Below are 25,162 nucleotides of genomic sequence, written 5' to 3'. Positions count from 1 at the left end.
CCCGGTTAGGCGGTTTAGATTCATTCTCTTCCCGCTTGCTGGCGGGTGCCCTGCTTAAAAGACATCAGGATTCGGTATTCTGTTCCTCATCCGAAGACTGACGCCCTTTACCCACATAGTAGCGGGAGAAGAATACGCCGACTTCAAACAGGCAGTACATCGGAATAGCGAGCAAAGTTTGGGAGAAAACATCCGGCGGTGTGAGCAACATCCCAACAACGAAAGCGCCAACCAGCATATACGGACGTTTCTTTCTCAAATCGTCAGGTGAAGTAATGCCCGTCCAGCACAGCAGCACAATGGCAATCGGCACCTCAAACGCGACGCCAAAAGCCATGAAAATGGTCATGACGAAGTCGAGATAATTGGTGATATCCGTGGCGATGGTCACGCCTTGCGGTGCCGTTTTGGCGAAGAAACCAAACGCCAGCGGGAACACGATGAAATACGCAAACGCCACGCCGACGTAGAACAGCAGCGTACTGGAGAACAGCAGCGGCATTACCAGTTTACGCTCGTGACGATAGAGCGCTGGCGCGACAAACGCCCACACCTGATACAAAATCACCGGCACGGCAAGAAACACCGAGACAATAATGGTGAGCTTAATTGGCGTGAAGAAGGGTGATGCTACGTCGGTGGCGATCATGCTCGCACCAGCCGGCATCTGGCTAATCAATGGTGACGCTACCAGATGGTAAATGTCATTGGCGAAGTAGACCAGACACAGAAAGATGACTAAAACAGCGATGATGCAATTCAACAAACGCTTACGCAGCTCAATCAGATGGCTAATGAGCGGTTGGGTATCTTCAACGGCCATGTTTATCGTTCATCTTTTACGAGAGAAGTCTTCGCAGTGCTTTGCGGGGCACTGGCGACGGGAGGATTATCCACTGCAGAAGTTGCGTCAACTGGCTGCGGAACCTGTGCTGCGGCACTGGTTTGATGTTCTGCAGCAGCAGGCGTGACCGCAGGGGAAGTGGCCGGCTGCGCTACTGCTGGCGGAGTCTGATGAATGGTGTTGGCTTCATCTTCCTCTTTTTCGAGATCGATACTCTGCTGCACGGAGCGCTTCATTGAGTCGGCGGTTTTACGCAGTTCTTCCATCGACTCTTTCAGCTCCGGTGACAGCGTGCCACGACCCGCCTCTTCCACCTTTTTCAGGCTGTCCTGCAATTCCTGCAGTTTCAGCTCCTGTGCCAGTTCGTTTTGTACATTCGCGGCCAGCGAGCGAATGGCTCTGATCCAGCCGACGACGGTTTTCACCGCAACCGGTAATCGCTGCGGGCCAAGCACAATCAGCCCGATCACGAACACCAATACCAGTTCACTAAAACCAATGTCGAACACAGTTATACCTGCTTGTCGTTCCGGGCGTCGTCTTTAGTCGCCGAGGTTTGCTGTTTGTCTGCCAAAGTTTTGGCGTTGAAGTCAGCGTCCTGCTCTTTCGGTTGATCCTTTTTATCGTCTTCATCGCCCATGGCTTTTTTGAAGCCGCGGATAGAAGAACCCAAATCCGAACCCAGGTTGCGAAGTTTGTTGGTACCGAACAGAAGAACAACAATGACGGCAATGATTAACAATTGCCAAATACTGATACCGCCCATGAGATATGCCTCTAATATTCTGTGAAAAACTGTTGACTGTAACGCACAGAAAGCCCGTATGATTTCGGGCTTTAGCTTGCGACATTACGCGATTTGAACCAGGCAGACAATCAGTTTGTCTTGCGCCAGCCAATAAGCCAGGTGACGATGCCGGCAGCCATTAAAAGCGCCGGGAAGAAATCCCAATCCGGTCGACTTAACAGTACGGCGGTGCCACTTAATAACAGTGTAGCGCCTACGCCAAACAGATAGCGCGCCTGATGATTTCGTGTGCGCTGTACGTTTAAATCGGTGACGAGTTTATCGACGCTGTGCTTCAATAATTTGTGCTGCCGCATACTGTCGTAAAATAGCTCCGGCAACTCCGGCAGTTTTTCCGCCCAGTACGGCGCTTTCTCTTTCACCGCACGCATTATTGCCGGGATACCAATCTGATCTTTGATCCAATCTTCCAGGAACGGCTTAGCGGTTTTCCACAAGTCGAGCTGAGGATAGAGCTGGCGACCAATCCCTTCGACATACAGCAACGTCTTCTGCAGCAGCACCAGCTGCGGCTGCACTTCCATATTGAAACGACGCGCGGTATTAAACAGATTCAGCAACACGTGACCGAAGGAGATCTCAGCCAGCGGTTTTTCGAAAATCGGCTCACATACGGTACGAATGGCAAACTCAAAATCTTCAACGTTAGTATCCAGCGGCACCCAGCCTGAATCCACATGCAGCTCAGCCACTTTGCGGTAATCGCGATTAAAGAAGGCGATAAAGTTTTCCGCCAGATAGCGCTTATCTTCTTTATTCAGTGAACCGACAATACCGCAGTCGATGCCGATGTACTGCGGATCTTCTGGGTGATCGTAGCTGACGAAGATATTGCCAGGATGCATGTCGGCATGGAAGAAGCTGTCGCGGAACACCTGGGTGAAGAACACCTGCACGCCGCGCTCTGCCAGTAACTTCATATTGACGCCGTGCTGCTCGAGCGTGGCGATATCCGAGATCGGAATGCCGTAAATGCGCTCCATTACCATCATTGATTCACTGCAGTAATCAGAGAACACTTCGGGTACGTAAAGCATGCGGCTTTGGTCGAAGTTACGACGCAGCTGGATGGCGTTGGCCGCTTCACGCAGCAGATTCAGCTCATCAATCAGGGTTTTTTCGTAATCGCGTACCACTTCCAGCGGACGCAGACGACGTCCATCCGGCAGCAAACGCGGCACCCAACGCGCCAGACGATAAATCAACCGCATGTCCGCTTTGATCACCGGCAGGATATCGGGACGAATCACTTTGATCACCACGGCGCGGCCGTTGGACTTCAACGTGGCGGTGTGCACCTGTGCAATAGAGGCAGAGGCCAGCGGTTTAATGTCGAAGTCTTCAAACCAGGTTTCCACCGGGCCGCCAATCGACTGTTCAATCTGCTGCTTAGCTTTGACGCCATCAAACGGCGCCACGCGGTCCTGCAGCACGGCAAGCTCATCGGCAATCGCTGGCGGGAACAGATCGCGTCGCGTGGAGAGCATTTGACCGAACTTGATCCACACCGGACCAAGCTGCTCCATGGCTAAACGGATGCGCACGCCAGGCGAGGCGTCTTTGTGTTGGTTAGGGATCCAGAAGATGCAGCGCCGCCACAGGCGTAACAGCAGCGTGAAGCGCATGCGGGGAATCAGTTCATCAAGGCCATAAGTGAGAAATATCTTGATGATGAAGTATAAGCGCCGAATTTCTCCCAGCGTCATTTCGCCTCCAGCTGTGCCAAACGCGTTTCAAACGCATTGAGCGAACGTTCCATCGCTTCCACTTCCTCGCAGAACCATGCCAGTTCCAGAGCACCCGGCGCGACGCGCCACTCTTCCGTCAGCGCCTGGCCAAGATAATCCTGGCGGCGCATAACCTGCTGCTGCACGAATCTCAGCGCCTGCTGTGCGGCCTGGCTTACCCCTTGCGCGGCGATGTCGCCAATCCACGGCGCGAGATATTCGGCCGGATCAAGCTCGGCGAGATCCATCAGCGCAGAGAATTGCTGTACCACCTGCAAATCACCGTCCACCTCCAGTTCACCGCTTCTGATCAAGCTGGTGAGCTGCTGGCGATCGCGCAGTTTCGGCAAGGTGCTGACACGCAAACTCACCGTGCAGTCGCTGCTATCCTGCCAATCACTCAGTACATCAAGTTGTGATTCGCTAAACACCAGCACTAAAGGAAAATCGAGCTCTTGCAGACGCAGCAGCAACACCTTGCCCGCCAGACGCTGGCGCGCGGCTTTAAGGCTGCGATCGCGATAGAGAACACGGTTCAGGGCGGTCTCAAGACCGCCGGTGATGAGAGGAGTTAAAGTCATGATGGATTAGAATTTAAATCCGCGATGCAGCGCGACAATACCGCCAGTCATATTGAAGTAGGTGGTATTTTCAAAGCCGGCATCATTCATCATCGCTTTCAGGGTTTCCTGATCGGGATGCATACGAATCGACTCTGCCAGATAACGATAGCTTTCAGCATCTTGCGCCACCAGCTGGCCAATACGCGGCAGAATATGGAATGAATAGGTGTCGTAAGCCTTGCTCAGCGGCTCCAGCAGCGGCTTGGAGAATTCCAGCACCAGCAGGCGTCCGCCCGGCTTCAGCACGCGCAACATCGACGCCAGCGCTTTCTCTTTTTCGGTGACGTTACGCAAACCGAACGAGATGGTGATGCAATCGAAATAGTTATCCGGGAACGGCAGCGCTTCGGCGTTCGCCTGAACATAGCTGACATTACCCGACACGCCGAGATTACGCAGCTTTTCGCGGCCCATCTTCAGCATTGAACTGTTGATATCAGCCAACACAACCTGGCCGGTTTCGCCCACCAGACGAGAGAATTTAGCCGTCAGATCGCCGGTACCACCCGCCAGATCCAACACGCGCTGACCGCGGCGCACGCCGCTGCTGTCAATGGTAAAACGCTTCCAGACACGATGGATGCCAAACGACATCAAATCGTTCATCAGGTCATATTTTGCCGCGACGGAGTGAAACACGTCCGCGACTTTATCGGCCTTTTCGCTTTTCGCGACGGTCTGGAAGCCAAAATGGGTAGTTTCCTGCTGTGATTCATCTGCCATCGGTTTTACCTGTTCCACAAACAATTCTTGCCGAAGTGTATCAGAGTCGCGCTACACGAGCACGCGACCACCGTGCTATTCGTTGATGCGGCGCAGCGAGTCCGTTGTTGAATCTGAAACGCTTTCATCAACGTTGGGATCGTCTGCCCAATCTTCATCCGCCTCTTCCGGCTGCGCCTGTTCCACCAACTGCGGATTGATCGGCCGTTTGATCTCCACACCAAGCGAGCGGAAAGCTTCACTTTGCGCAATCAGATTGCCGCGTCCTTCAGACAGCTTTTTCATCGCCTGATGATAGCTTTGCTGCGCCTTATCAAGATTGTGGCCGATGCCGCTCATGTCATCGACGAACAGCCGCATTTTGTCATACAGCCGCGTTGCCCGATCGGCGATGCGCTGCGCGTTGCGGCTTTGATGTTCATAACGCCAGAGATTGTTGATGGTGCGCAGCGCCACCAGCAGCGTAGTTGGGCTGACCAGCATGATGTTCTGCTGCAGCGCTTCGCTGATCAGCTCTGGCTGACGATCGATCGCCAGCAGAAATGCCGGTTCCACCGGGATAAACATCAACACATAATCCAGAGAGCGTAAACCGGGCAATTGTTGGTAATCTTTTCGGCTTAGCAAGCGAATGTGTCCACGCATGGCGTTGACGTGCTCCTGAATGGCCTGCTCGCGCGTGGCTTCATCATCGGCGTTGAAATAGCGCTCGTAAGCGACCAACGTCATCTTCGCGTCTATCACCACATCTTTGCCCTGCGGCAAACGGACAATCACATCCGGTTGCATCCTGCCCTGCTGCTCCAGCTGAACGCTTACCTGCGTTTGGTATTCATAACCTTCACGCAGTCCGGAGGCTTCCAGCACGCGGCTTAGCACCACTTCGCCCCAGTTGCCCTGGATTTTATTGTCACCTTTTAGCGCTTTGGTGAGATTGACCGCTTCCTGCGCCATCTGCGCGTTGAGCTGCTGCAGCTGACGAATTTCATGCGTCAGCGTGTGGCGTTCACGCGCTTCCAGCCCAAAGCTGTCAGTCACCTGACGGCGGAAACCATCCAGCTGTTCACGCAGCGGGCCAATCAGACTGTTCAGGCTTTGACGATTTTGTTCATCGACGCGCCGCCCGCTGTTTTCAAAGATGCGGTTGGCCAGATTTTCAAACTGCGCGCTGAGTCGCTGTTCGCTGTTGGTGAGCAGGCGCTGTTTCTCTTCAGCGCCGTAGCGTGTCTCTTCAAGACGGATGGTCACTTCGCGCAACTCCGCTTCCTGCGCGCTATTAACTTCCAGCTGATTACGCAATTCACGACTGAGCTGTTCGCTCTCGCCGCGCCAGTAATCGAGCTGCTGCAAACGTTCCTGCGCACCGCTGAGCGCGCCGTGCAATTGGCGCATCTCCTGCTCACGGTGCTGGATTTGCTGTTGTAAATGTTCGATCTGCTGATGTTGGCGCTGCTGCGCCTCTTCCAACAGACGACGCTCGGTCGTGAAGCTGGCATGCTGATGACCGGCGCGCAGCTGGGCAATGATCCAGCCAATGCCTAAGCCGGCCAGCGCCAGCGCGCCGCTAATGATAAGTTGCTGATCCATAATCCCCCCGCGGGTCGTCTCGCTGAGGGAAAAGGTAGAGGGGTACTGTATGAATGTCCAGATTTTATTTACAGGGCTTTTACGGTCAGATCGCCGGCTTTCCACGCATCAATCAGGAAGAACGGCATCGGAAGTAACCATTCGGTTTCATCCTTGATTTTTGCTGGATAGGTCCAGCTTTGGCCGCCGTAGGTGATCTCAACCTGCTGGCAACCGTTTTCCGCATTTTCAACTTTACCGGCCATGCTAGCAAAACCGGCGTTGCTGCCGACGTGGAAGCTATCGGTTTGCCAGCGAATCGGTTGATGCGCTGGCCAGGGCTGCGCCTGATGGAAGTGAAAAATATCGTCGTGACTCAGCAAGCTTTCACGCACCGTTGGCCACAACGCCACTTTAAGAAAATACTGGTCGGTAAAGCGTTCGCTGCCTTGGTACTGGGCGATAAAGTCACGCATCTGCTGTTCAACATTGTGGAACACGCCATGACAACCGCCCCACATACCCGCTAGCAGCAGTTCGGTATGCGAGAAGTAATCGCGCATGTGATGGAACCAGAATGGGGAGTCCAGCCAGGCTTCAACCGCAACCACTTCACGCTCGGAGAGTAATGAATCGGCGTCACGCACGATGTAACGTTTAACGCTGGGATCGTCCATCACTAAAAAGCGCCACAGCGTGGGGAAGATCGCTTTTTCCTGGGACATATCCACCAGCTGGGTGTTCGGCTGCGTCAGACGCTGCCACACGTGCTGCGGGACGCTATCGTCAAGATAGATGCGGCATATCCAGTCAGGATAGAACTCGCGCGCCACTTCGATGTTCTTAATCAGCGTTTCGCAGTAGCGTGGCTGGCCACCGTAGAGGCTGAAGGAGATGATGTTTTCTGTCGGGTTATGGCGATTGATCGGTGGCGGTACGTCTGAGGGATACGCCACTTTCTGGCCTTTACTGAAGATCACATCGGATTTCTGTAGCGATTCGAGGCCGTAACGCGCCACTTCATCCTGCTTATCAAGCCAACCGCAGACTTCGGTCAATCCATCCAGCCAGGTTTCCGACGCCTGCGCGCGCTGCGCGGCCGGGGCCTGATAGATCTTCTGATAAATCTTGTAGGATTTCTTGTGTTCGCCCACGCGCATTAAGGTTAACGCGTAATCGCTGAGCACCTGCATGTGATTTGGCAACACGCGCAGCACTTCTTCACAGCACTGACGAGCGAGGGGATAGTTATGGGCCGCCATGGCCAGACGAAATCTCGCTGCTGCGCCCTCAACGCGTGATTGCGCAGTAGCGGGATTATTCATGAAATTAGGACGTGAGACAGAAACCATTTTGCGCATAAGAAATTTCTCAGTAGCTGCTGAAATTGCGCGCATTCTAATCAGGCAATTGCTGAGCTCCCTATAAGCCTGGTCTCGAATTCATCCCTTGAATGGCGCACTAAATTAAGCGACGCGCGGCTTCTACCACAATTTTCACCGCATCACTTTCGGTCTGCTTCATGGTCACCGCATCCGGAATCTCTTTTTGCGTACGGTTCACGATGACGCCAGCCACCATGCCGGCACGCAGTCCCTGACTGGCGCACATGGTTAACAGTGTAGCGGATTCCATCTCATAGTTAAGGACGCCCATTTGCTGCCACTCATCCATTGAGCCCTGGAAGCGCTTCACCACGCGACCAGAGAAGGTGTCATAGCGTTCCTGCCCAGGATAGAAGGTGTCAGAGGACGCGGTAATGCCAATGTGCGTTTTGGCACCGCAGGCTTCCGCTGCGGCAACCAGCGCGGTGGTGCAGGTGAAATCAGCCACGGCTGGGAACTCCATCGGTGCGAAGTGCAGGCTGGCACCGTCAAGGCGGACAGACGCCGTGGTGACCAGCACATCACCCACATTAATATGCGGCTGAATGGCGCCGGTGGTGCCAACGCGCAGGAAGGTGCGCACACCGAGTTGCGCCAGCTCTTCTACCGCAATCGAGGTTGAAGGTCCGCCGATACCGGTTGAACACACCACCACCGGTTTACCATCAACTTCCGCCAGATAGGTGGTGAATTCACGATGCGAAGCCAGATGCTGTGGATTATCCATCAGCGCGGCGATTTTCTTCACGCGCTCAGGATCGCCGGGAACGATGGCCAGCGTGGCTCCTTTTAGGGAAGCTTTGGTGATGCCAAGATGGAAAACGTCAGACTGGGCCATATCAGACTCCTGATAAATAGGGGATGTGCGCGCCACTCTACGTGAGCAGGCAACATAATTATGTGACTAATTTCACTATCAATAATGAAACTTACATTATCATAAAAATATTTTGTGATTTACATCACACATTAGTGCGCTGCAATTCTGAATTGCTACAAGCGGTGCTGTGTAAGTACTGATGGCAATGTTAATAGAGAAGCAGCACACGTGAAAAAAATCCCTCTGCACCCTACGTCAGCCTTGCTTGACCAGCCAGGCTATAGTTACGTGATTGCGCATTTGCTAGCACGGAGAGAACCATGAAAACCGAAGACAATATGGCACAAAAAACGGCACCCGGCGGCTTTGCACCGGCCGTTCAGCCCACCGCAAGCAGCACGATTATTACCGCCAGCGACGCGATTCATGCTGGCGAGACCTCGGTTCCAAGCCAGGGCGAAAATTTACCCGCCTACTATGCCCGGCCAAAAGAGTATCAAGGCACATTGCCTGTGGTGTTAGTCGTGCAGGAGATTTTCGGTGTGCATGAGCATATCCGCGATGTTTGCCGGCGTTTGGCGCTGGAAGGCTATCTGGCGATCGCCCCTGAGCTCTATTTCCGCGAAGGCGATCCCAACGATTACAACGACATTCCCACGCTGTTTAAAGAGTTGGTGAGCAAGGTTCCGGATACGCAGGTACTGTCCGACCTCGATCATGTGGCTAACTGGGCGGCAAGTCATGGTGGCGATGCGCGTCGCCTGGCAATTACCGGCTTCTGCTGGGGCGGACGCATTAGCTGGCTGTTTGCCGCGCACAATCCTCAAGTGCGAGCCGCTGTGGCGTGGTATGGCCGCTTAGAGGGTGAGAAGACGCTGAAGCAGCAGAAACATCCGATCGATATTGCGGTGGACCTGAATGCGCCCGTGCTGGGCCTTTATGGCGGTCAGGATGACAGCATTCCACTGGAGAGCATTGATAAGATGCGTCAGGCGCTGCATGCCGCCAATGCCAAAGCGGAGATCGTGGTGTATCCGGATGCCGGCCACGCTTTCAACGCGGATTACCGTGCGAGCTATCACGCCGATTCCGCCAAAGATGGCTGGCAACGTATGCTGGCGTGGCTCGCGCAGTATGGCGTGGCACCGAACGCGTAATAAAAAGGGGCGCGTATGCGCCCCAATCTCATTTGCGGCTACTAAGCCGTTTCACCCCGCAGGTTCTGCGCCGCTTTGACCATGTTTGCCAGTGCCTGACGGGTTTCCGTCCAGCCACGCGTTTTCAGGCCACAATCCGGGTTAACCCACAGACGTTCTTCCGGGATGCTTTGCGCCGCTTTGCGCAGCAACGCTTCCATCCACTCCACGCTCGGTACGTTCGGTGAGTGGATATCGTAAACGCCCGGACCAATCTCATTGGGATAGTCGAACTCTTTAAACGTATCCAGCAGATCCATATCGGAACGTGAGGTTTCGATGGTGATGACGTCGGCATCCAGTGCGGCAATGGAATCCATGATGTCATTGAACTCGCAGTAACACATATGAGTGTGAATTTGCGTGTCGTCTTGCGCCACCGCGGCATTCAGACGGAAAGCATCAACGGCCCATGTCAGATACGCCGCCCAATCGGACTGATGCAGCGGCAGACCTTCGCGCAGCGCGGGTTCATCAATCTGAATGATACCAATGCCGGCTTTTTCCAGGTCTGCCACTTCGTCACGCAGCGCCAGCGCAATCTGTTTCGCAATGGTTTCACGGCTCACATCTTCACGTGGGAACGACCAGCAGAGAATGGTTACCGGACCGGTCAACATGCCTTTAACCGGTTTGTCGGTCAGTGATTGCGCGTATTTGGCCCACTCAACGGTGATCGCGGCAGGACGGCTGACGTCGCCGATGATAACCGGCGGTTTTACGCAGCGAGAACCGTAGCTCTGCACCCAGCCATTCTGGGTGAATACGAAGCCGTCGAGATTTTCGCCAAAGTATTCCACCATGTCGTTACGTTCAGCTTCACCGTGCACCAGCACGTCCAGCCCCAACCGTTCCTGCTCAACGATAGCCTGTTTGATATGTTCAGCTATACCGGTGCGATAGTTGCCGCCATCAATGTTGCCTTTTTTGAAGTCGAGGCGCAGGCCGCGAATTTCCGTCGTCTGCGGGAATGAACCAATCGTAGTGGTTGGCCACGCCGGCAGATTAAAGCGGTTACGCTGCGCCTTCGCACGCTCGGTATAGTTGCTGGCGCGCTCGATGTCTTTGGCCTGGATTCTCGCCAGACGCTCGCCGACCACCGGATTGTGAACGCGTGTTGAGTTGGCACGCGCACGAATTGGCGCGCTCCACTCCACCAGTGAAGCAGCATCATGGTTATTTAGCGCCTTGCTTAACAGCGACAGCTCAGTGCATTTCTGCAGCGCAAAGGCGAACCAGCTTTTCACCTCTTCATCCAGCCGCGTTTCCACGCTCAGATCGATTGGGCTATGCAGCAGTGAGCAGGATGAACCAATCCACAGCTGTTTACGCTGGCCAACCAACGGCTGCAGGCGTTCAAACCAGCTGCTGAGATCCGCACGCCAGACGTTGCGACCGTTGATAACACCCACCGAAAGCAGCCAATCTTCCGGGATTTGCTGGTTCAGCTGCTGGATATCATCTTTACCGTGAACCAGGTCGACGTGCAGACCTTGCACCGGCAGCGCTTTAATCACGTCAAGGTTCTGGCTAATGCTGTCGAAGTAGGTCGTCAGCAGCAGTTTGCTTTCACCTTGCAGCGCCTCGTAAGCCGGTTTGAAGGCATCGCGCCACGTTGCTGGCAGCTCCAGCGCCAGTGCTGGCTCATCTATCTGTACCCATGCGATATCGCGTTTATTCAGTTCAGCCAATACCTGTTGGTAAACGGGCAGAATATCTTTCAGCAGTGACAGACGATCAAACTGCTCGCCCTTCACTTTACCTAGCCACAGATAGGTTACCGGGCCGAGCAGCACCGGTTTAACCTTGTGGCCGAGCGCCAACGCTTCATCAACCTCATCCAGCAGCTGGGTCCAGGTCAGTTTGAACCGCTGGCCGAGGGTGAATTCCGGCACCATGTAGTGATAATTGGTGTTAAACCATTTGGTCATTTCCGCCGCCGCAGCGGGTTCACCGCTAGGTGCACGGCCACGGCCAAGGCGGAAGAGCGTATCGAGATCGACGGATCCATCATGGTTTTGATGGCGTGCTGGCACGTTACCCAGCATCAGGCTGGTGGTCAGAACATGATCGTACCAGGCGAAATCGCCAACCGGCAGCAGATCCACTCCCGCGTCTTGCTGCTGTTGCCAGTGACGAGCACGCAGTTCGCGACCCACGGCCAGCAGCTCTTCCTGTGAGCTTTTACCTGCCCAATAGCTTTCCTGGGCTTTTTTCAGTTCACGACGCAGACCGACGCGCGGGAAACCGAGTGTATGGTTGAGAATGGTCATTTGCTGTTCTCCAGATATTCTTTTAGGTACAACCGATTTACGTTCATCCAGCGAAAGAAGAGGTCATTCGCTGAGCTGTATGGCTGGACAAAGGTAAAGTGGCCGCGACGCTTGCTTGAGATGTTTAGCCGTCCAGATGTTTACACCGCCATAATCTGCGGGTACTGTATGTTCCTCAAGCGCAATTTGTTCAATCTCGATGTGAAGGATTCTCATGATCGAACTCAAACACCTGCGGACGCTGCAGGCGTTACGGAATACCGGCTCGTTAGCCGCCGCCGCCTCACAGCTTCATCAGACGCAATCGGCGTTGTCCCACCAGTTCAGCGATCTGGAACAGCGGCTGGGATTCCGTCTGTTTGTGCGTAAAAGCCAGCCGCTGCGTTTTACGCCGCAGGGAGAGATTTTGTTGCAGCTGGCCGAGCAGGTTTTGCCGCAGATTCAGCAAGCCTTGCAGGCGTGCCATGAGCCGCATCAGACCACATTGCGTATCGCCATCGAGTGTCACAGCTGCATTCAGTGGCTGACGCCTGCGCTGAATAATTTTCGTCAGAGCTGGCCGCAGGTGGTGATGGATTTCAAATCTGGCGTGACTTTTGACCCCCAACCGGCGTTGCAGCAGGGCGAGCTGGATGTGGTGTTGACCTCCGACATTTTGCCGCGCAGCGGGTTGTTCTATTCACCGATGTTCGATTTTGAAGTGCGTTTAGTGATGGCGCCGGATCATCCTTTGGCGCAGCTTGATCATATTTCCCCGGAAGATATGGCTGAAGAGGTGCTGATGATTTATCCGGTGCAGCGCCAGCGTTTGGATGTGTGGCGACATTTCCTGCAGCCGGCGGGCGTGAGTCCAGCCTTGAAGAGCGTAGATAATACGCTGTTGCTGATTCAGATGGTGTCGGCAGGCATGGGCATCGCCGCGCTACCGCATTGGGTGGTAGAGAATTTTGAGCAGCAGGGTTTGGTGGTCACCAAGACGCTGGGCGATGGGCTGTGGAGCCGCCTGTATGCCGCGGTCCGCGAAGGTGAGCAGCGTCAGCCGGTGTTGGAAGCTTTCGTACGTTTTGCCCGCCAACACGCCTGTGAACATCTGCCGTTCGTGCGCGATGCCGCACGTCCTGGCGCATTGCAGATCACCTCTTCCTGATGCTATTGGGCGGCGAAAGTCGCCCGCGCTGTTATCCCTGCCCCGCCTGCTCTATAATGCGCCGCCTCAACCCGCGACCAAGAGAGTTTCACCATGATGAGTAACGATGTTCTGCGCAGCGTGCGCTATATGCTTGATTTGAGCGATAGCAAAGTGGTGGAGATTTTTGCCTTAGCGGGAAGTGAAGTGCCGCTGGAAGATGTGCAGGCGTGGATGAAGAAGGATGACGATGCCGCGTTTCGCAAGCTGCCGGATGTGTTAATGGGGTACTTCCTCAACGGTCTGATTTTTTATCGTCGCGGTAAGAGTGAAGATGCACCCGCACCGTCGATTGAGCGCCGCATGAATAATAATATTTTCATGAAGAAGCTGCGTATCGCCTTTGCGTTGAAGACCACCGATATTCCGGATGTGTTGCTGAAAGCGAACTTTAAGATTTCGCAGGCTGAGGTGGGCGCAATTTTCCGCAACCCGGAGCACAAGAACTTCCGCGAATGCGGCGACCAGATTCTGCGTAATTTCCTGAAAGGTTTGACGATGATCCATCGTCCGGGACCGGTTAAGAAGGCTTAATCGCTTCATGGTTCTAGCCGGGTCAGGGATAGCGCGGCAGATCGCAAAGGGAAACCACTTCCCTGTGGATCAGCCTCGCGAGTACTCACCCCATCCATGGGGTTCGGCCGCAAGCGGCCAACGCTTCGCATTGTGCAAAAACGCTCCCGGCGTTTTTGTCCATGGCTCGGATGCTTTGCTCCTCTGCCGCGCTATCCCTTCCCTTTTAAATTAGGCGCCGCTTTTCTTGCCCAACACCCAGCGTTTATGCACATAAAGCGAGGCGAAGATTACGGCAGCACCGGCGATAAAACTCGGCCAATGCGGTGTTTCCTGCCAAATCGCCAGGTTCACCAGTAAACCCGCCGGCACATGCATATTGTTCATAATGCCCAAGGTGCCCGCATCCACCTGCGTTGCGCCGTAGTTCCACATGAAGTAGCCCAAACCTGAAGCCGCAACCCCCAACCACACCAGAATGCCCCACTGCAGCGACGTAGTAGGCAGTTTGTTGGGATTGCCCCACAGGCTCCAGGCAATGACCGCAATGATCACCGCACCGAGATAGAACCATGAAAACGCGGTGTGCTGCGGCATTGGGCGGGTTTCCTGCAGACGTTTGTAGCCCACCATACCAATGGCAAAACAGATATTCGCCGCCTGCACCAACAGTAAGCCAAACCAGAAATGATCGCTGACTTTGTCGTAACGAATAATCGCCGCGCCAATCACTGCCAACATAGCGCTGAAGGCATAGCCGATACGCAGCGGACGTCGGCTGAGCAAATCGTAAATCAGCGTGACATACAGCGGCGTCATGACGGTGAACAGCAGAAACTCCGTAACGCTCAGATACAGGTAAGCCTCAAAGCTCAGCAGATACATGATGCCGAGTTGCAGCATGCCCACCAGCATATACAGCAGGATGGTCGAGGCACGATAGCCACGCCAGCGCAGGAATGGCAGAAAGACGATAGCGGCGAGCGCTAAGCGCATCAGCACGGAGAACCAGGAGTCCACCTGCCCAGCCAAATATTCCCCGATTAAACTGAAGGAAAAAGCCCACAGAATGGTGGTAACGATCAGTAACAGCACGGTAACGATCCCAAAATGAACAGTGGCGCTAGTGTAAACAAACTGTCGCTATCGATCTGAACTATCTGGTTTACAACAGCGCAAAATAGCGTCAATTAATGCTCATCGCTTCGCTTTTTAACCACCCTAAAATGCGCGAAATACAACATTTCCTGGTTTTTATCGCTCTTTACCGTCATCAAACTGTAACAAATGTGTCACATATCACAGTAACCGTGCGTGACCATCACTATTCTTTGCGCGAAATGGAAATATCACCTTTCCGTTTATAACGTTGCCGTAATTGCCCCAACCTGCTGGGAACTCATAACTATATCGCGCCCTGGAGGGCCACACTCATGTTGAGTATCTTCAAACCTGCACCGCATCGGCCCCAGGTGGCAGATGATCGTGTCGATCCGCTCTATCGTCGTCTGCGCTGGCAAATTTTCCTGGGAATTTTCTTCGGTTATGCGGCTTACTATTTGGTGCGCAAGAACTTTGCGTTAGCCATGCCGTATCTGGTTGAGCAGGGTTTTTCGCGCGGCGATCTCGGTTTTGCGTTGTCGGGTATTTCCATCGCGTATGGCTTTTCGAAATTCATTATGGGTTCAGTGTCGGACCGCTCGAATCCACGCGTATTTTTGCCCGCCGGATTGATCCTCGCTGCGGCGGTGATGTTGTTTATGGGCTTCGTGCCGTGGGCGACATCGAGCATCATGGTGATGTTCGTGCTGCTGTTCCTGTGCGGCTGGTTCCAGGGCATGGGTTGGCCGCCTTGCGGACGCACCATGGTGCACTGGTGGTCGCAGAAGGAGCGCGGCGGCATTGTCTCGGTGTGGAACTGCGCGCATAACGTCGGCGGCGGCATTCCACCGTTGCTGTTCCTGCTCGGTATGGCGTGGTTCAACGACTGGAAAGCAGCGCTGTATATGCCGGCGTTTGGCGCCATCATCATCGCGATCTTTGCTTTCGCCCTGATGCGTGATACGCCGCAATCCTGCGGATTACCGCCGATTGAAGCCTGGAAGAACGATTATCCGCCGGATTACAACGAGAACCACGAGCAGGAGCTGACGGCGAAGCAGATTTTCATGCAGTACATTCTGCCTAATAAGCTGCTGTGGTACATCGCGCTGGCCAACGTGTTTGTTTACCTGCTGCGCTACGGCATTCTCGACTGGTCGCCCACCTACCTGAAAGAGGTGAAGCACTTCACGCTGGATAAATCCTCCTGGGCCTACTTCTTCTACGAATATGCCGGCATCCCCGGCACGCTGCTGTGCGGCTGGATGTCCGACAAAGTGTTCCGAGGCAACCGTGGCGCTACTGGCGTGTTCTTTATGACGCTGGTGACCATCGCCACCGTAGTCTATTGGCTCAACCCGCCGGGCAATCCCGGCATCGATATGCTGTGCATGATTGTGATCGGCTTCCTGATTTACGGGCCGGTGATGTTGATTGGCCTGCACGCGCTGGAGCTGGCACCGAAAAAAGCGGCGGGAACCGCGGCGGGCTTTACCGGACTGTTTGGCAATCTTGGCGGATCGGTGGCGGCGAGTGCGATTGTCGGCTACACCGTCGATTACTTCGGCTGGGATGGCGGCTTCATCGTGATGATTGGCGGATCGGTGCTGGCGGTGATTCTGCTGCTGCTCACCATGGTGAGCGAGCATAAGCACAAAAAACAGATGGCATAACGAGTATGGGCCGGTGATCGCCGGCCCATTTTTTTATGCGAGGAACAGCTTGCGCAGCGTATGCGGCACCGCATCTTCCGCATTGCTACCAATCACTTCCAGCGTTGGCAAGGTGTCTTTCAGACGCTGCTGGCCATTACGCATGATGCAGCCTTTGCCTGACATGCTCAGCATCTCCACATCATTCATGCCGTCGCCGAAGGCGATGCACTCTTTCAGCGAGTGACCCAGCTGCTTAGACACAGCTTCCAGCGCATGACCTTTCGAAACGCCGCCCGCCATCACTTCCAGACAGGTCGGCAGTGAGAAGCTGACATTCACACGATCGCCCCAGCGCGCTTCAATCGCCTGTTCCAGCGGAATCAAACGCTGCGGATCTTCACAGGTGAAGAACACTTTACTGATACCATCGGTCGGCAGCATCCCTGGCTGGTAAACCTGATAGTTGAAGTCAGATTCGCGGAAATAGTCCTGTTCATCCGGACGATGACGGCTCATGAACCATTCGTCATCGCGATAGACGTGCGTCAGGATGTGTTCATCATGATATTGCAGGCCATACAGATCGCTGGCGATATCGGCATCAAGGTTGTGGCTGAACACCAGTTCGCCAGCAGCGTTGTGTACGCGCGCGCCGTTGGACGTGATCATGTAAGCCGGAATGGCGAGCTTATCGCGCATCTGCCCGACGTCGATATAGTGACGGCCGGTGGCAAAAACAAAGTGAATGTCACGCGCCACCAGCTCCTGCAGCGTAGTACGCGCGAACGGGGTTAAACGGTGTTCCGGAGAGAGCAGCGTGCCATCCAGGTCGGATGCGACGATGTGATACATGTAAACCTCGGGTGTTGATATCGGAAAATAAAATTGATTAAGCGTGATGCTCGAAGAAATCCACCACTGCGTTCAGCGCTTCGGCGCGCATCGCGTCTTTTTCGAACAAGATCTCATGACGCGCTCCTGTTATCACATACGGCGCGTTGCCCGCGCAGGGATGCCCCGCTTCGGCCATCGCCGTACAAAAGAGATCCTGTGAGCGGTTATCTACCACATCATCTTCGCTGGCCTGCAGCAGCAAGGTTGGTGTGGTGATGTTCGCTATCTGACTAAAAATGTTGCGCCCGGCCTGTACGCCTTCACGCACCCAATGATAGGTCGGTCCACCCACGCGAATGGCCGGGTCATCGGCGTAGAAACGCAGGTTGCGGCGATAGCGTTCGCGACTATGCGTCAGGCGATTAATGCCAAAAGGATTCGCGCGCCAGCGGCCGGTGCCCAGCGCGTAACCTTCACGCAGCGCAGGCAGTTTTTCTGTCCAGTCGAGAATGCGGTGCGCCATCCAGTCTGGCAGCGGCAGCACAATACCAAACATCGGTGCGGAAAATACCGCGGCGTGAAACGCCTGCGGCTGACGCGCCAGAAACAGTGCCAAAATCGCCCCGCCCATCGAGTGGGCCAACACGTAGCGCTGCTGATAATGTGAGCTGATGATCTCTTTCAGATACAGTGTTTCCAGATCGTCAACATAGTCGCTAAATTCCACCACATGACCGCGATGCGAATCTTCGAGCAGACGTTCGGATCGTCCCTGACCACGATGATCGAGAATCACCACATCGTAGCCGCAATGGAAAAGGTCATAAGCCAGTTCGGGATACTTGATATAGCTTTCAATGCGGCCAGGCACGACCAGAATGACACGGCGATGTTGCGGTGAGGTGAAACGGACGTAGCGGATCTTCAGGTTGCCGACGCCGGTGAATTCACACTCTTCACGGCGACGCCAGAAGTCGAGCAGCGGACCGGTGGCAAAGGCCGAAAAGCCTCGCTCACGCCCGAGCCAACTCTGTTTATGATGCTGCATCCGTCCCCCTGAAAAAAACATGATTGGCACGCATGTGCTGCGTAGCGTGCCGCGATTTTCTGTCGTATTGTGTCACACTTCGCTAACTTCAGGGAATGTCACACATGACCATTGAATGGTGGTTAACCTACCTGCTGACCACAACCATCCTTAGCCTTTCGCCCGGTTCCGGCGCGATTAACACCATGAGCACCGGCATCAGCCACGGCTATCGCGGCGCGGTGGCATCGATTACCGGTTTGCAGCTGGGCCTGGCCATTCATATCGTGCTGGTCGGCGCCGGTTTGGGCGCGCTGTTTTCCCAATCGCTGCTGGCCTTTGAAGTGCTGAAGTGGGCCGGTGCAGCCTATCTGGTGTGGCTAGGGATTCAGCAATGGCGTTCCGCGGGCGGTATCGATCTTGATGCCGTAGCCAAAGCGATGCCGCGTCGTCGCCTGTTTAAGCGTGCGGTGCTGGTGAATCTCACCAACCCGAAAAGCATCGTGTTTCTCGCCGCGCTGTTCCCGCAGTTTATTCAGCCGCACCAGCCGCAGCTCATGCAGTATTTGGTACTTGGCGTCACCACCATCGTGGTCGATATCATCGTGATGATTGGTTACGCCACGCTGGCTACACGCATCGCCGGTTGGATTAAAGGACCGAAGCAGATGAAGCTGCTGAACCGTACCTTTGGTGGATTATTTATGGCGGTAGGCGCGCTGTTAGCCAGCGCCCGCAAAATGGCTTAGAGGAAATCGCCACCGATCTCAAAGCCGTCGGTGGCGCAGCCAGTTCGGTGCCGGCCAGCGCGCAGACCCCGGAGCGTACACGTAGTACGTGAGGAGGGCGAGCACTGCCCGGTGCCGAAATGGCAAGTAAACCAGGCTTTATCGCGAAATGATCAAATGAATGCCAAACCCGGCAAATAACACGCCCGCCATGCCATCCACCCACTTCGCCATCCGCTGATACTTATCACGCATCCACGGCATGGCGAAAATCGCCGCCACCAGCGTGAACCACGCGAACGTCTCACCAATAATCAGCAGGAATAAGCCCCAGCGCTCCATAGCGCCCACGTCGTTGCCGACGAACAGCGAGAACACGCTACCGAAGTAGATGATCGCTTTAGGGTTCGACAAATTAGTGAGGAAACCTTTCAGGAAGCTCATGCCGCGTTTCGGCAGCTCAACCACTGGCGCTTCCGTTTGCGGCTGCTTATGACGCTGACGCGCCGAGCACATCAGCTGCCAGCCCATCCACAGCAGATATAATCCGCCACCAACCATAATAATCTCATGCAGCCAGGCCATTTTTTCGAGGATCAGATGCAGGCCCATCAGCGCGACGCCAGCCCAAATCACAATGCCTAACGTAATGCCCAGTACACCCATCATCGCCTCTTTACGCGATCGGCTCGCGGCCGTTTGCGACACAAAGAAGAAGTCCGGGCCAGGACTCATCAGCGCAACCAGATGCACCAGCGCGACGGTAGCGAATAACATCAGCATGAATTTTTTCCTTTAACCTTCATCAACATGTTCTTTGATCATCACCAGGAACGGCTTACCAAAACGTTCCAGTTTGCGATGACCGACGCCGTTCACGCTGAGCATTTCTGACGCGCTAATCGGCATTTGTTCTGCCATTTCAATCAGCGTGGCATCGTTAAATACCACGTAAGGCGGAATGTTCTCTTCGTCGGCAATGGCTTTGCGCAGCTTACGCAGCTTGGCAAACAGTTGACGATCGTAATTGCCGCTGTGCACTTTCGGCGAGCTGCTGCCACGTGTTTTCACCGTAACGATGCGCGGCACTGCCAGCATCAGCGGTACCTCGGCACGCAGCACCGGACGCGCCGCTTCGGTCAACTGCAATGCCGAGTGCATGGCGATGTTTTGCGTCACCATGCCGAGATGGATTAACTGACGCAGCACGCTGATCCAGTGTTCATGGCTGTGTTCGCGGCCTAAACCGTACACTGGCAATTTATCGTGGCCGTTGTCGCGGATACGCTGATTACTGGCACCGCGCAAAACTTCAACAATATAGCCCATCCCAAAGCGCTGACCGGTACGATAGATGCTCGACAGCGCCTTTTGCGCTTCCAGCAAGCCGTCGTAGCGACGTGGCGGATCGAGGCAGATATCGCAGTTGTCGCACTGCTGCTGGCGACCTTCGCCGAAATAGTTCAGCAGCACCAGACGACGGCAGGTTTGCGCTTCCGCAAATGCACCCATCGCGTTGAGCTTGTGGCGTTCAATATCCTGCAGCGGGCCGGGCACTTTCTCTTCCAGACATTTACGCAGCCACGCCATATCCGCCGGATCGTAGAGCATCATCGCTTCGGCAGGCAGGCCATCTCGTCCGGCGCGGCCGGTTTCCTGATAATAGGATTCGATGTTGCGCGGGATATCGAAGTGCACCACAAAACGCACGTTGGGTTTGTTAATGCCCATACCGAACGCCACGGTGGCGACCACAATTTGCAAGTCATCACGCTGAAACGCTTCCTGCACGCTGGCGCGTTGCGCGCTATCGATGCCGGCGTGATAGGCGCCAACACTCAAGCCGCGACTTTGCAGCCGCGCGGCAGTGTCTTCCACTTTGGCACGGCTGTTACAGTAAATAATGCCGCTTTTGCCGCGCTGATCCTGCACATAACGCAGTAACTGTTCGGTGGGTTTGAATTTCTCCACCAGCGTGTAGCGAATATTCGGACGGTCAAAGCTGCTGATTTGAATCAGCGGATCGTCCATCTGCAGCAGATGGGCGATATCGTTACGCGTGGTTTCATCGGCGGTGGCGGTTAACGCCATTACCGGCAGATGCGGGAAGTGCTGACGCAGCTGGCCGATCGAGCCATATTCCGGACGGAAATCGTGGCCCCATTGCGAAATACAGTGCGCTTCATCCACCGCCAGCATCACCGGATTCCACTGGTGCAGGCTGTCGAGGAAGTTGTCCATCATCAGGCGTTCAGGCGCGATATACAGCAACTTCAGCTTGCCGCTGCGGCAATCCGCAAACACCTGCTGTTGCTGCTCACGCGTCTGCGTCGAGTTAAGGCACGCCGCAGCGACGCCGTTGGCCAGCAGCTGATCAACCTGATCTTTCATCAGTGAAATCAGCGGTGAAACCACCAGCGTCAGCCCTTCACGCACCAGCGCCGGGATTTGATAGCACAGCGATTTGCCGCCGCCGGTTGGCATCACTACCAGACAATCACGCCCTGCAAGCGCAGTTTCAATGATGTTTTGCTGACCGGGACGGAACTGCTGATAGCCGAAGGTATCTTGTAATACCTGCTGCGCCAGCATTTCCTGATTGAGCACTGCCGATGTTGCCACGGTAATCCTGTATTTTTTGCGGGTTAGAACAGATCGTTGAGCGTTACGCCCACGCCGAAACGCGTCTGGCGATGGTTATAGTCGATCAAAGATTCACCATAACCGCTGAAGACCTGCGTGTAAAAGCGCACGTGTTCAGAGATTGGGTAGCTCCAGGCGAAGGTTGCACCGCCAAAGCCGCTGTTCCAGTTGTAGTTACCTTCCACGCTGAAAATGCTGTCGCCCATCATGTAGCCAAGCTTAGCGCGGTAGTAACCCATGTATTTGGTGATGTCCGGGTTATCGTCATTGCTTTCACTTTCTGGCAGACGATACCAGGGTTTGATCTCCGCGAGAAGGTTGCCGTTTTCTGCCATTAAGCGGGCATACACACGGTTCCAGCTGCGTGAGGTCGGTTCGCTGCGACCGTTCGACTGATGGACAAGGCCGGTTTCCACATCGCGTAACGTCCAGCCGGCGAAGGTGTAATCGGTCGCCCAGCCGAGGAAAATCTGCGGCTCATAATCGGTTTCACGGAACGGCGATGAAGCGCCACGGTTTGAGAGCTGCCACCACGACCGCTGAGTATAGGATGCGGCCAGCACTGAGTTATCGCCTAAAATGCCGCGCCACAGCGGAAATGCCAGGCTGAGCTGGAATTTTACTTCATCATTTTTCGCTTTGTCTGCCCAGTTGTACGAAGAGATCGCCTCTTTGTTCATATCTGTGGTGTAGGTATAAAGCAGGTAGTTATTTTCGTAAGGATAAAGCACGAACGGGTTATCGTGTTTCTCCAGCAGGTTAGCGATAATGCTGCCCCTCACTGCCGGTGCATCATGAACCTCTTTTATCGTGGCTTCGTCGGCCTGCGCCAGGGCAGGAAGGATCAGTGCCGCTGCCAGCAAGGCGTAATGCTTACGCATAGAATTCTCCAGAGAACTGCGTGTCGTAATCGTCAAAGGACGGTTCAAAAAGCAGGCCATTCTACACGCAAATTCAGCGGTTGATCAGCGCCGATTTCCGAAACTGGAAAGCGGCTCGAACGCGGCATAATATACACAACTCGTTAACATTTTAAGGCAGAAATTATGTCATCCCCGTTGCTGACACAGCAGGAAGCGCGCCGTCTGATTGGCGAAATTTTTGTTTATCACATGCCCTTCAATCAGGCGCTCGGATTAGAGCTGGATCGACTGGAAGCGGATTATGCCGAACTGGGCTTTGCCAATAAAACCATGCTGGTGGGCAATGCGGCGCAGCAAATTTTGCACGGCGGCGTGATTGCCTCGGTGCTGGATGTAGCCGCCGGGCTGGTGTGCGTCAGCTATGCACTGACGCGCCAGGAGAGTATTACCGAAGAAGAGCTGCGCCAGCGCCTTTCACGCATGGGCACCATTGATATGCGGGTGGATTATCTGCGTCCCGGCCGCGGTGAGCGCTTTATCGCCACCAGCAGCCTGCTGCGCGGCGGCAATAAAGTCGCCGTAGCGCGCGTGGAGTTACATAACCAGCAAGGCGATTACATCGCTACCGCTACCGCGACTTATATGATTGGCTGATTGCCACCTTTTGGATGTGATGATGGATACGCAACAAACTCGCCAGGGTATTGGCTATGCGCTTGGCGCTTACTTCATTTGGGGCATCGCGCCGGCTTACTTCAAGCTGGTTAAAGAAGTTCCTGCCACCGAAATCATGACGCATCGCGTGATTTGGTCAGCGCTGTTTATGCTGATGCTGATCACCCTAAGCCGCAGCTGGACGCAGGTGCGCAGCGTGCTGGCTCAGCCGAAAAAAGTGCTGCTACTGGCGCTGACCGCTGTAACCATTGGCGGCAACTGGCTGCTATTTATCTGGGCGGTAAACAATCAGCATATGCTGGAGGCGAGTCTTGGATACTTTATCAACCCGCTGATTAACGTAGTGTTTGGCATGCTGTTTCTGCGCGAGCGCTTCCGTCGCTTGCAGTGGCTGGCGGTGTTGCTGGCGACAACCGGCGTGTTGGTGCAGCTGTGGCAATTCGGCTCGCTGCCGATTATCGGTCTTGGCCTGGCATTTAGCTTTGCCTTGTACGGCTTGGTACGCAAAAAGATTCAGGTGGATGCGCAGAGCGGCATGCTGATCGAGACGCTGTGGCTGTTTCCGCTGGCGGCAATTTATCTGTTTGGCTTCGCCGACAGTGCCACCAGCCATCTCAGTGCTAACGCCATGAGCCTCAATCTCAAGCTGATCGCCGCGGGAATCATTACCACCATTCCGCTGATGCTGTTTGCGGCAGCCTGCGCGCGTCTGCGCTTATCGACCGTGGGTTTCTTCCAGTATCTTGGCCCGACGCTGATGTTCCTGCTGGCGGTGATCTTCTACGGCGAGAGCCTGACACCCGACAAGATGGTGACCTTCGGCTTCATCTGGCTAGCACTCGCCGTGTTCATTATTGATGCGGTGGCGTTTTCAGCTCGCTCGCGGGTGCGCATAGCGTGAAATAAAACGCGCCAGCGCCGGGCCGGTTAGCAAGATGGTGAACAGACGCAGTGTCTGTAGCGCCATGACAAAAGCGATATCGACCCGGCTGCCGGCAGCGATTATCGCGACGGTATCCAGCCCACCCGGGCTGGTTGCCAGATATGCGGTCATCAGATCAACATGCAGCACGCGCGTCAGCATCCAGGCTAATCCCCCGCACAACAGCATCAAGCCAAATATCGACACCAGCATTTGTGGCAAGGTGCGCAGCGCCAGCAGGAAGATCGGGCGGGTAAAACGCAATCCTACGCTCCAGCCAATCAGCGCATAGGCCAGCGCCAGCAGCCATTCCGGCACCTGCAAGGTCGCCACATCGGTGCCGTGTAGCACCGCGCCAATCAGCGCCGGTAGCAGTAATGCACCCGAAGGAATGCGTAACCGTTGCCCGAGCCAGGCACCGGCAAACATCACCATCAGCGTTAACAGGAAGCTGCTTTGCAGTGTGGGAAACCACACCAGATCCGCCGCGCCACCGCTGGAGTCGAGGCCAATGCGCGCCACCACCGCCGCAGCCGTTGCGACAAACAGCACGCGCAAATACTGCATAAACGCGACCAGCCGCACATCCGCACCGAAATCACCGGCCATCGCCACCATCGCCGAGGCGCCGCCGGGCGACGATCCCCACGCGCCGGTGGGTCCCGGCAAATTACTGAAGCGCACCAGCAGAAAACCCGACAGGCCGCTGGCCGCTAACGTCAACACCAGCACCGCCAGCACCACCGGCCAATCCTGGATTAGCGGCGTGAGAATCCCTGGCGATAAGCTTTGGCCGATCATACAGCCAAGCACTGCCTGTGCCAGCACAAAGAAACGTTTATCGATGCGAACGGTAGCGCCGCACAAGCCCATAACGGTACCGACGATCATCGGACCAAGCAGCAAGGCCGCAGGAAGGTGGAACAGCTGGAGAATGATCCCCAGTACTAACGATGCAATCAGCAGAATGGTCCACTGAAGTCGCAGGGAGAAGCGCGCCATAGGGTGGAATCAGAAAGAAAACAGAACCAACAGGTTACGCAGAAATGG

General features: G+C 54.9%; 24 protein-coding genes. 7 read left to right on the top strand and 17 right to left on the bottom strand.

Features of this window, described 5'->3' with window-relative positions:
- Positions 1 to 64: 64 nt before the first annotated feature.
- The 9 genes from tatC to udp form a co-directional block, all read right to left on the bottom strand.
- A complete protein-coding gene (gene tatC / locus PMI17_RS13820) occupies positions 65 to 823 on the bottom strand; it encodes a Sec-independent protein translocase subunit TatC (RefSeq protein WP_009127897.1) in 759 nt (252 codons plus the stop codon).
- Positions 824 to 825: 2 nt separating this feature from the next.
- Entirely contained in the window at positions 826 to 1,353 is a 528-nt protein-coding gene (gene tatB, locus PMI17_RS13815; protein WP_009127895.1) for a Sec-independent protein translocase protein TatB, read from the bottom strand.
- A 2-nt stretch (positions 1,354 to 1,355) separates the two neighbouring features.
- On the bottom strand, positions 1,356 to 1,610 hold the full coding sequence (gene tatA / locus PMI17_RS13810) for a Sec-independent protein translocase subunit TatA (RefSeq protein WP_009127893.1): 255 nt from the start codon (positions 1,608 to 1,610) through the stop codon (positions 1,356 to 1,358).
- A gap of 110 nt (positions 1,611 to 1,720) precedes the next feature.
- The gene (gene ubiB / locus PMI17_RS13805) at positions 1,721 to 3,358 is read right to left on the bottom strand and encodes a ubiquinone biosynthesis regulatory protein kinase UbiB (RefSeq protein ID WP_009127891.1); all 1,638 of its coding nucleotides are present in this window, start codon (positions 3,356 to 3,358) and stop codon (positions 1,721 to 1,723) included.
- Positions 3,355 to 3,960, bottom strand: coding sequence for an SCP2 domain-containing protein (locus tag PMI17_RS13800; RefSeq protein WP_009127889.1), 606 nt, complete (start codon positions 3,958 to 3,960; stop codon positions 3,355 to 3,357). The genes ubiB and PMI17_RS13800 overlap by 4 nt, the downstream gene beginning before the upstream one ends.
- A 6-nt stretch (positions 3,961 to 3,966) precedes the next feature.
- The gene (gene ubiE, locus PMI17_RS13795) at positions 3,967 to 4,725 is read right to left on the bottom strand and encodes a bifunctional demethylmenaquinone methyltransferase/2-methoxy-6-polyprenyl-1,4-benzoquinol methylase UbiE (RefSeq protein ID WP_009127887.1); all 759 of its coding nucleotides are present in this window, start codon (positions 4,723 to 4,725) and stop codon (positions 3,967 to 3,969) included.
- 75 nt (positions 4,726 to 4,800) lie between these two features.
- Positions 4,801 to 6,312 (bottom strand): DNA recombination protein RmuC, encoded by a 1,512-nt coding sequence (gene rmuC / locus PMI17_RS13790; RefSeq protein ID WP_009127885.1) that lies wholly within the window; start codon positions 6,310 to 6,312, stop codon positions 4,801 to 4,803.
- A 68-nt stretch (positions 6,313 to 6,380) separates the two neighbouring features.
- Positions 6,381 to 7,652: a tetratricopeptide repeat protein gene (locus PMI17_RS13785; RefSeq protein WP_009127883.1), complete on the bottom strand. Its 1,272-nt coding sequence runs from the start codon at positions 7,650 to 7,652 to the stop codon at positions 6,381 to 6,383.
- Positions 7,653 to 7,752: 100 nt separating this feature from the next.
- Positions 7,753 to 8,514, bottom strand: a complete 762-nt coding sequence (gene udp, locus PMI17_RS13780) for a uridine phosphorylase (protein WP_009127881.1) — start codon at positions 8,512 to 8,514, stop codon at positions 7,753 to 7,755.
- Positions 8,515 to 8,816: 302 nt separating this feature from the next.
- Here udp and PMI17_RS13775 point away from each other — a divergent pair, with 302 nt between their 5' ends.
- A complete protein-coding gene (locus PMI17_RS13775) occupies positions 8,817 to 9,653 on the top strand; it encodes a dienelactone hydrolase family protein (protein WP_009127879.1) in 837 nt (278 codons plus the stop codon).
- A 41-nt stretch (positions 9,654 to 9,694) separates the two neighbouring features.
- Here PMI17_RS13775 and metE read toward each other — a convergent pair whose 3' ends face one another.
- Positions 9,695 to 11,965, bottom strand: coding sequence for a 5-methyltetrahydropteroyltriglutamate--homocysteine S-methyltransferase (gene metE / locus PMI17_RS13770; protein WP_009127876.1), 2,271 nt, complete (start codon positions 11,963 to 11,965; stop codon positions 9,695 to 9,697).
- Positions 11,966 to 12,179: 214 nt separating this feature from the next.
- On the opposite strand from metE, the gene metR reads away from it, so the two are divergent.
- Both metR and PMI17_RS13760 read left to right on the top strand, forming a co-directional pair.
- A complete protein-coding gene (gene metR / locus PMI17_RS13765; protein WP_009127874.1) occupies positions 12,180 to 13,112 on the top strand; it encodes an HTH-type transcriptional regulator MetR in 933 nt (310 codons plus the stop codon).
- Between the two features lie 93 nt (positions 13,113 to 13,205).
- On the top strand, positions 13,206 to 13,685 hold the full coding sequence (locus PMI17_RS13760; RefSeq protein WP_009127872.1) for a DUF1456 family protein: 480 nt from the start codon (positions 13,206 to 13,208) through the stop codon (positions 13,683 to 13,685).
- A gap of 210 nt (positions 13,686 to 13,895) precedes the next feature.
- Here PMI17_RS13760 and PMI17_RS13755 read toward each other — a convergent pair whose 3' ends face one another.
- Positions 13,896 to 14,759 carry a carboxylate/amino acid/amine transporter gene (locus tag PMI17_RS13755; RefSeq protein ID WP_009127869.1) on the bottom strand — a complete coding sequence of 288 codons (864 nt, stop codon included), beginning with the start codon at positions 14,757 to 14,759 and terminating at the stop codon, positions 13,896 to 13,898.
- Positions 14,760 to 15,097: 338 nt separating this feature from the next.
- Here PMI17_RS13755 and glpT point away from each other — a divergent pair, with 338 nt between their 5' ends.
- Positions 15,098 to 16,438: a glycerol-3-phosphate transporter gene (gene glpT, locus PMI17_RS13750; RefSeq protein ID WP_009127867.1), complete on the top strand. Its 1,341-nt coding sequence runs from the start codon at positions 15,098 to 15,100 to the stop codon at positions 16,436 to 16,438.
- 33 nt (positions 16,439 to 16,471) lie between these two features.
- Here glpT and yigL read toward each other — a convergent pair whose 3' ends face one another.
- Positions 16,472 to 17,272, bottom strand: a complete 801-nt coding sequence (yigL, locus tag PMI17_RS13745; RefSeq protein WP_009127864.1) for a sugar/pyridoxal phosphate phosphatase YigL — start codon at positions 17,270 to 17,272, stop codon at positions 16,472 to 16,474.
- 37 nt (positions 17,273 to 17,309) lie between these two features.
- Positions 17,310 to 18,302 (bottom strand): lysophospholipase L2, encoded by a 993-nt coding sequence (gene pldB / locus PMI17_RS13740; RefSeq protein ID WP_009127862.1) that lies wholly within the window; start codon positions 18,300 to 18,302, stop codon positions 17,310 to 17,312.
- A gap of 104 nt (positions 18,303 to 18,406) precedes the next feature.
- On the opposite strand from pldB, the gene rhtB reads away from it, so the two are divergent.
- Positions 18,407 to 19,030 carry a homoserine/homoserine lactone efflux protein gene (gene rhtB, locus PMI17_RS13735; protein ID WP_009127860.1) on the top strand — a complete coding sequence of 208 codons (624 nt, stop codon included), beginning with the start codon at positions 18,407 to 18,409 and terminating at the stop codon, positions 19,028 to 19,030.
- Between the two features lie 138 nt (positions 19,031 to 19,168).
- On the opposite strand, the gene rhtC is transcribed toward rhtB, so the two are convergent.
- From rhtC to pldA, 3 genes are read right to left on the bottom strand one after another with little or no spacing between them, the layout of a single operon-like run.
- Positions 19,169 to 19,792 (bottom strand): threonine export protein RhtC, encoded by a 624-nt coding sequence (gene rhtC / locus PMI17_RS13730; protein ID WP_009127858.1) that lies wholly within the window; start codon positions 19,790 to 19,792, stop codon positions 19,169 to 19,171.
- A 12-nt stretch (positions 19,793 to 19,804) separates the two neighbouring features.
- A complete protein-coding gene (gene recQ / locus PMI17_RS13725; RefSeq protein WP_009127857.1) occupies positions 19,805 to 21,631 on the bottom strand; it encodes an ATP-dependent DNA helicase RecQ in 1,827 nt (608 codons plus the stop codon).
- 23 nt (positions 21,632 to 21,654) lie between these two features.
- A complete protein-coding gene (pldA, locus tag PMI17_RS13720) occupies positions 21,655 to 22,533 on the bottom strand; it encodes a phospholipase A (RefSeq protein WP_009127855.1) in 879 nt (292 codons plus the stop codon).
- 165 nt (positions 22,534 to 22,698) lie between these two features.
- On the opposite strand from pldA, the gene PMI17_RS13715 reads away from it, so the two are divergent.
- Positions 22,699 to 23,169 (top strand): thioesterase family protein, encoded by a 471-nt coding sequence (locus PMI17_RS13715; RefSeq protein WP_008105780.1) that lies wholly within the window; start codon positions 22,699 to 22,701, stop codon positions 23,167 to 23,169.
- Between the two features lie 22 nt (positions 23,170 to 23,191).
- Complete coding sequence (gene rarD, locus PMI17_RS13710) at positions 23,192 to 24,091, top strand: EamA family transporter RarD (RefSeq protein WP_009127853.1); 900 nt, start codon at positions 23,192 to 23,194, stop codon at positions 24,089 to 24,091.
- Here the strand turns inward: rarD and PMI17_RS13705 are convergent.
- Positions 24,062 to 25,114 carry an AbrB family transcriptional regulator gene (locus tag PMI17_RS13705; RefSeq protein ID WP_009127851.1) on the bottom strand — a complete coding sequence of 351 codons (1,053 nt, stop codon included), beginning with the start codon at positions 25,112 to 25,114 and terminating at the stop codon, positions 24,062 to 24,064. The genes rarD and PMI17_RS13705 overlap by 30 nt on opposite strands.
- Between the last annotated feature and the right edge of the window lie 48 nt (positions 25,115 to 25,162).

Origin of the sequence: Pantoea sp. GM01 (assembly GCF_000282675.1) — a bacterium.
In the GTDB taxonomy this organism is placed as follows: Bacteria; Pseudomonadota; Gammaproteobacteria; order Enterobacterales; family Enterobacteriaceae; genus Pantoea; species Pantoea nemavictus.
The sequence above is the reverse complement of the archived record's forward strand: the minus strand, read 5'-3'. Positions and strand labels throughout refer to the sequence as shown.

Coding starts and splice junctions, on each gene's coding strand:
- tatC (WP_009127897.1), bottom strand. CDS start 823: ATGGCCGTTGAAGATACCCAACCGCTCATTAGCCATCTGATTGAGCTG.
- tatA (WP_009127893.1), bottom strand. CDS start 1,610: ATGGGCGGTATCAGTATTTGGCAATTGTTAATCATTGCCGTCATTGTT.
- ubiB (WP_009127891.1), bottom strand. CDS start 3,358: ATGACGCTGGGAGAAATTCGGCGCTTATACTTCATCATCAAGATATTT.
- PMI17_RS13800 (WP_009127889.1), bottom strand. CDS start 3,960: ATGACTTTAACTCCTCTCATCACCGGCGGTCTTGAGACCGCCCTGAAC.
- ubiE (WP_009127887.1), bottom strand. CDS start 4,725: ATGGCAGATGAATCACAGCAGGAAACTACCCATTTTGGCTTCCAGACC.
- rmuC (WP_009127885.1), bottom strand. CDS start 6,312: ATGGATCAGCAACTTATCATTAGCGGCGCGCTGGCGCTGGCCGGCTTA.
- PMI17_RS13785 (WP_009127883.1), bottom strand. CDS start 7,652: ATGCGCAAAATGGTTTCTGTCTCACGTCCTAATTTCATGAATAATCCC.
- udp (WP_009127881.1), bottom strand. CDS start 8,514: ATGGCCCAGTCTGACGTTTTCCATCTTGGCATCACCAAAGCTTCCCTA.
- PMI17_RS13775 (WP_009127879.1), top strand. CDS start 8,817: ATGAAAACCGAAGACAATATGGCACAAAAAACGGCACCCGGCGGCTTT.
- metE (WP_009127876.1), bottom strand. CDS start 11,965: ATGACCATTCTCAACCATACACTCGGTTTCCCGCGCGTCGGTCTGCGT.
- metR (WP_009127874.1), top strand. CDS start 12,180: ATGATCGAACTCAAACACCTGCGGACGCTGCAGGCGTTACGGAATACC.
- PMI17_RS13760 (WP_009127872.1), top strand. CDS start 13,206: ATGATGAGTAACGATGTTCTGCGCAGCGTGCGCTATATGCTTGATTTG.
- glpT (WP_009127867.1), top strand. CDS start 15,098: ATGTTGAGTATCTTCAAACCTGCACCGCATCGGCCCCAGGTGGCAGAT.
- yigL (WP_009127864.1), bottom strand. CDS start 17,272: ATGTATCACATCGTCGCATCCGACCTGGATGGCACGCTGCTCTCTCCG.
- pldB (WP_009127862.1), bottom strand. CDS start 18,302: ATGCAGCATCATAAACAGAGTTGGCTCGGGCGTGAGCGAGGCTTTTCG.
- rhtB (WP_009127860.1), top strand. CDS start 18,407: ATGACCATTGAATGGTGGTTAACCTACCTGCTGACCACAACCATCCTT.
- rhtC (WP_009127858.1), bottom strand. CDS start 19,792: ATGCTGATGTTATTCGCTACCGTCGCGCTGGTGCATCTGGTTGCGCTG.
- pldA (WP_009127855.1), bottom strand. CDS start 22,533: ATGCGTAAGCATTACGCCTTGCTGGCAGCGGCACTGATCCTTCCTGCC.
- PMI17_RS13715 (WP_008105780.1), top strand. CDS start 22,699: ATGTCATCCCCGTTGCTGACACAGCAGGAAGCGCGCCGTCTGATTGGC.
- rarD (WP_009127853.1), top strand. CDS start 23,192: ATGGATACGCAACAAACTCGCCAGGGTATTGGCTATGCGCTTGGCGCT.
- PMI17_RS13705 (WP_009127851.1), bottom strand. CDS start 25,114: ATGGCGCGCTTCTCCCTGCGACTTCAGTGGACCATTCTGCTGATTGCA.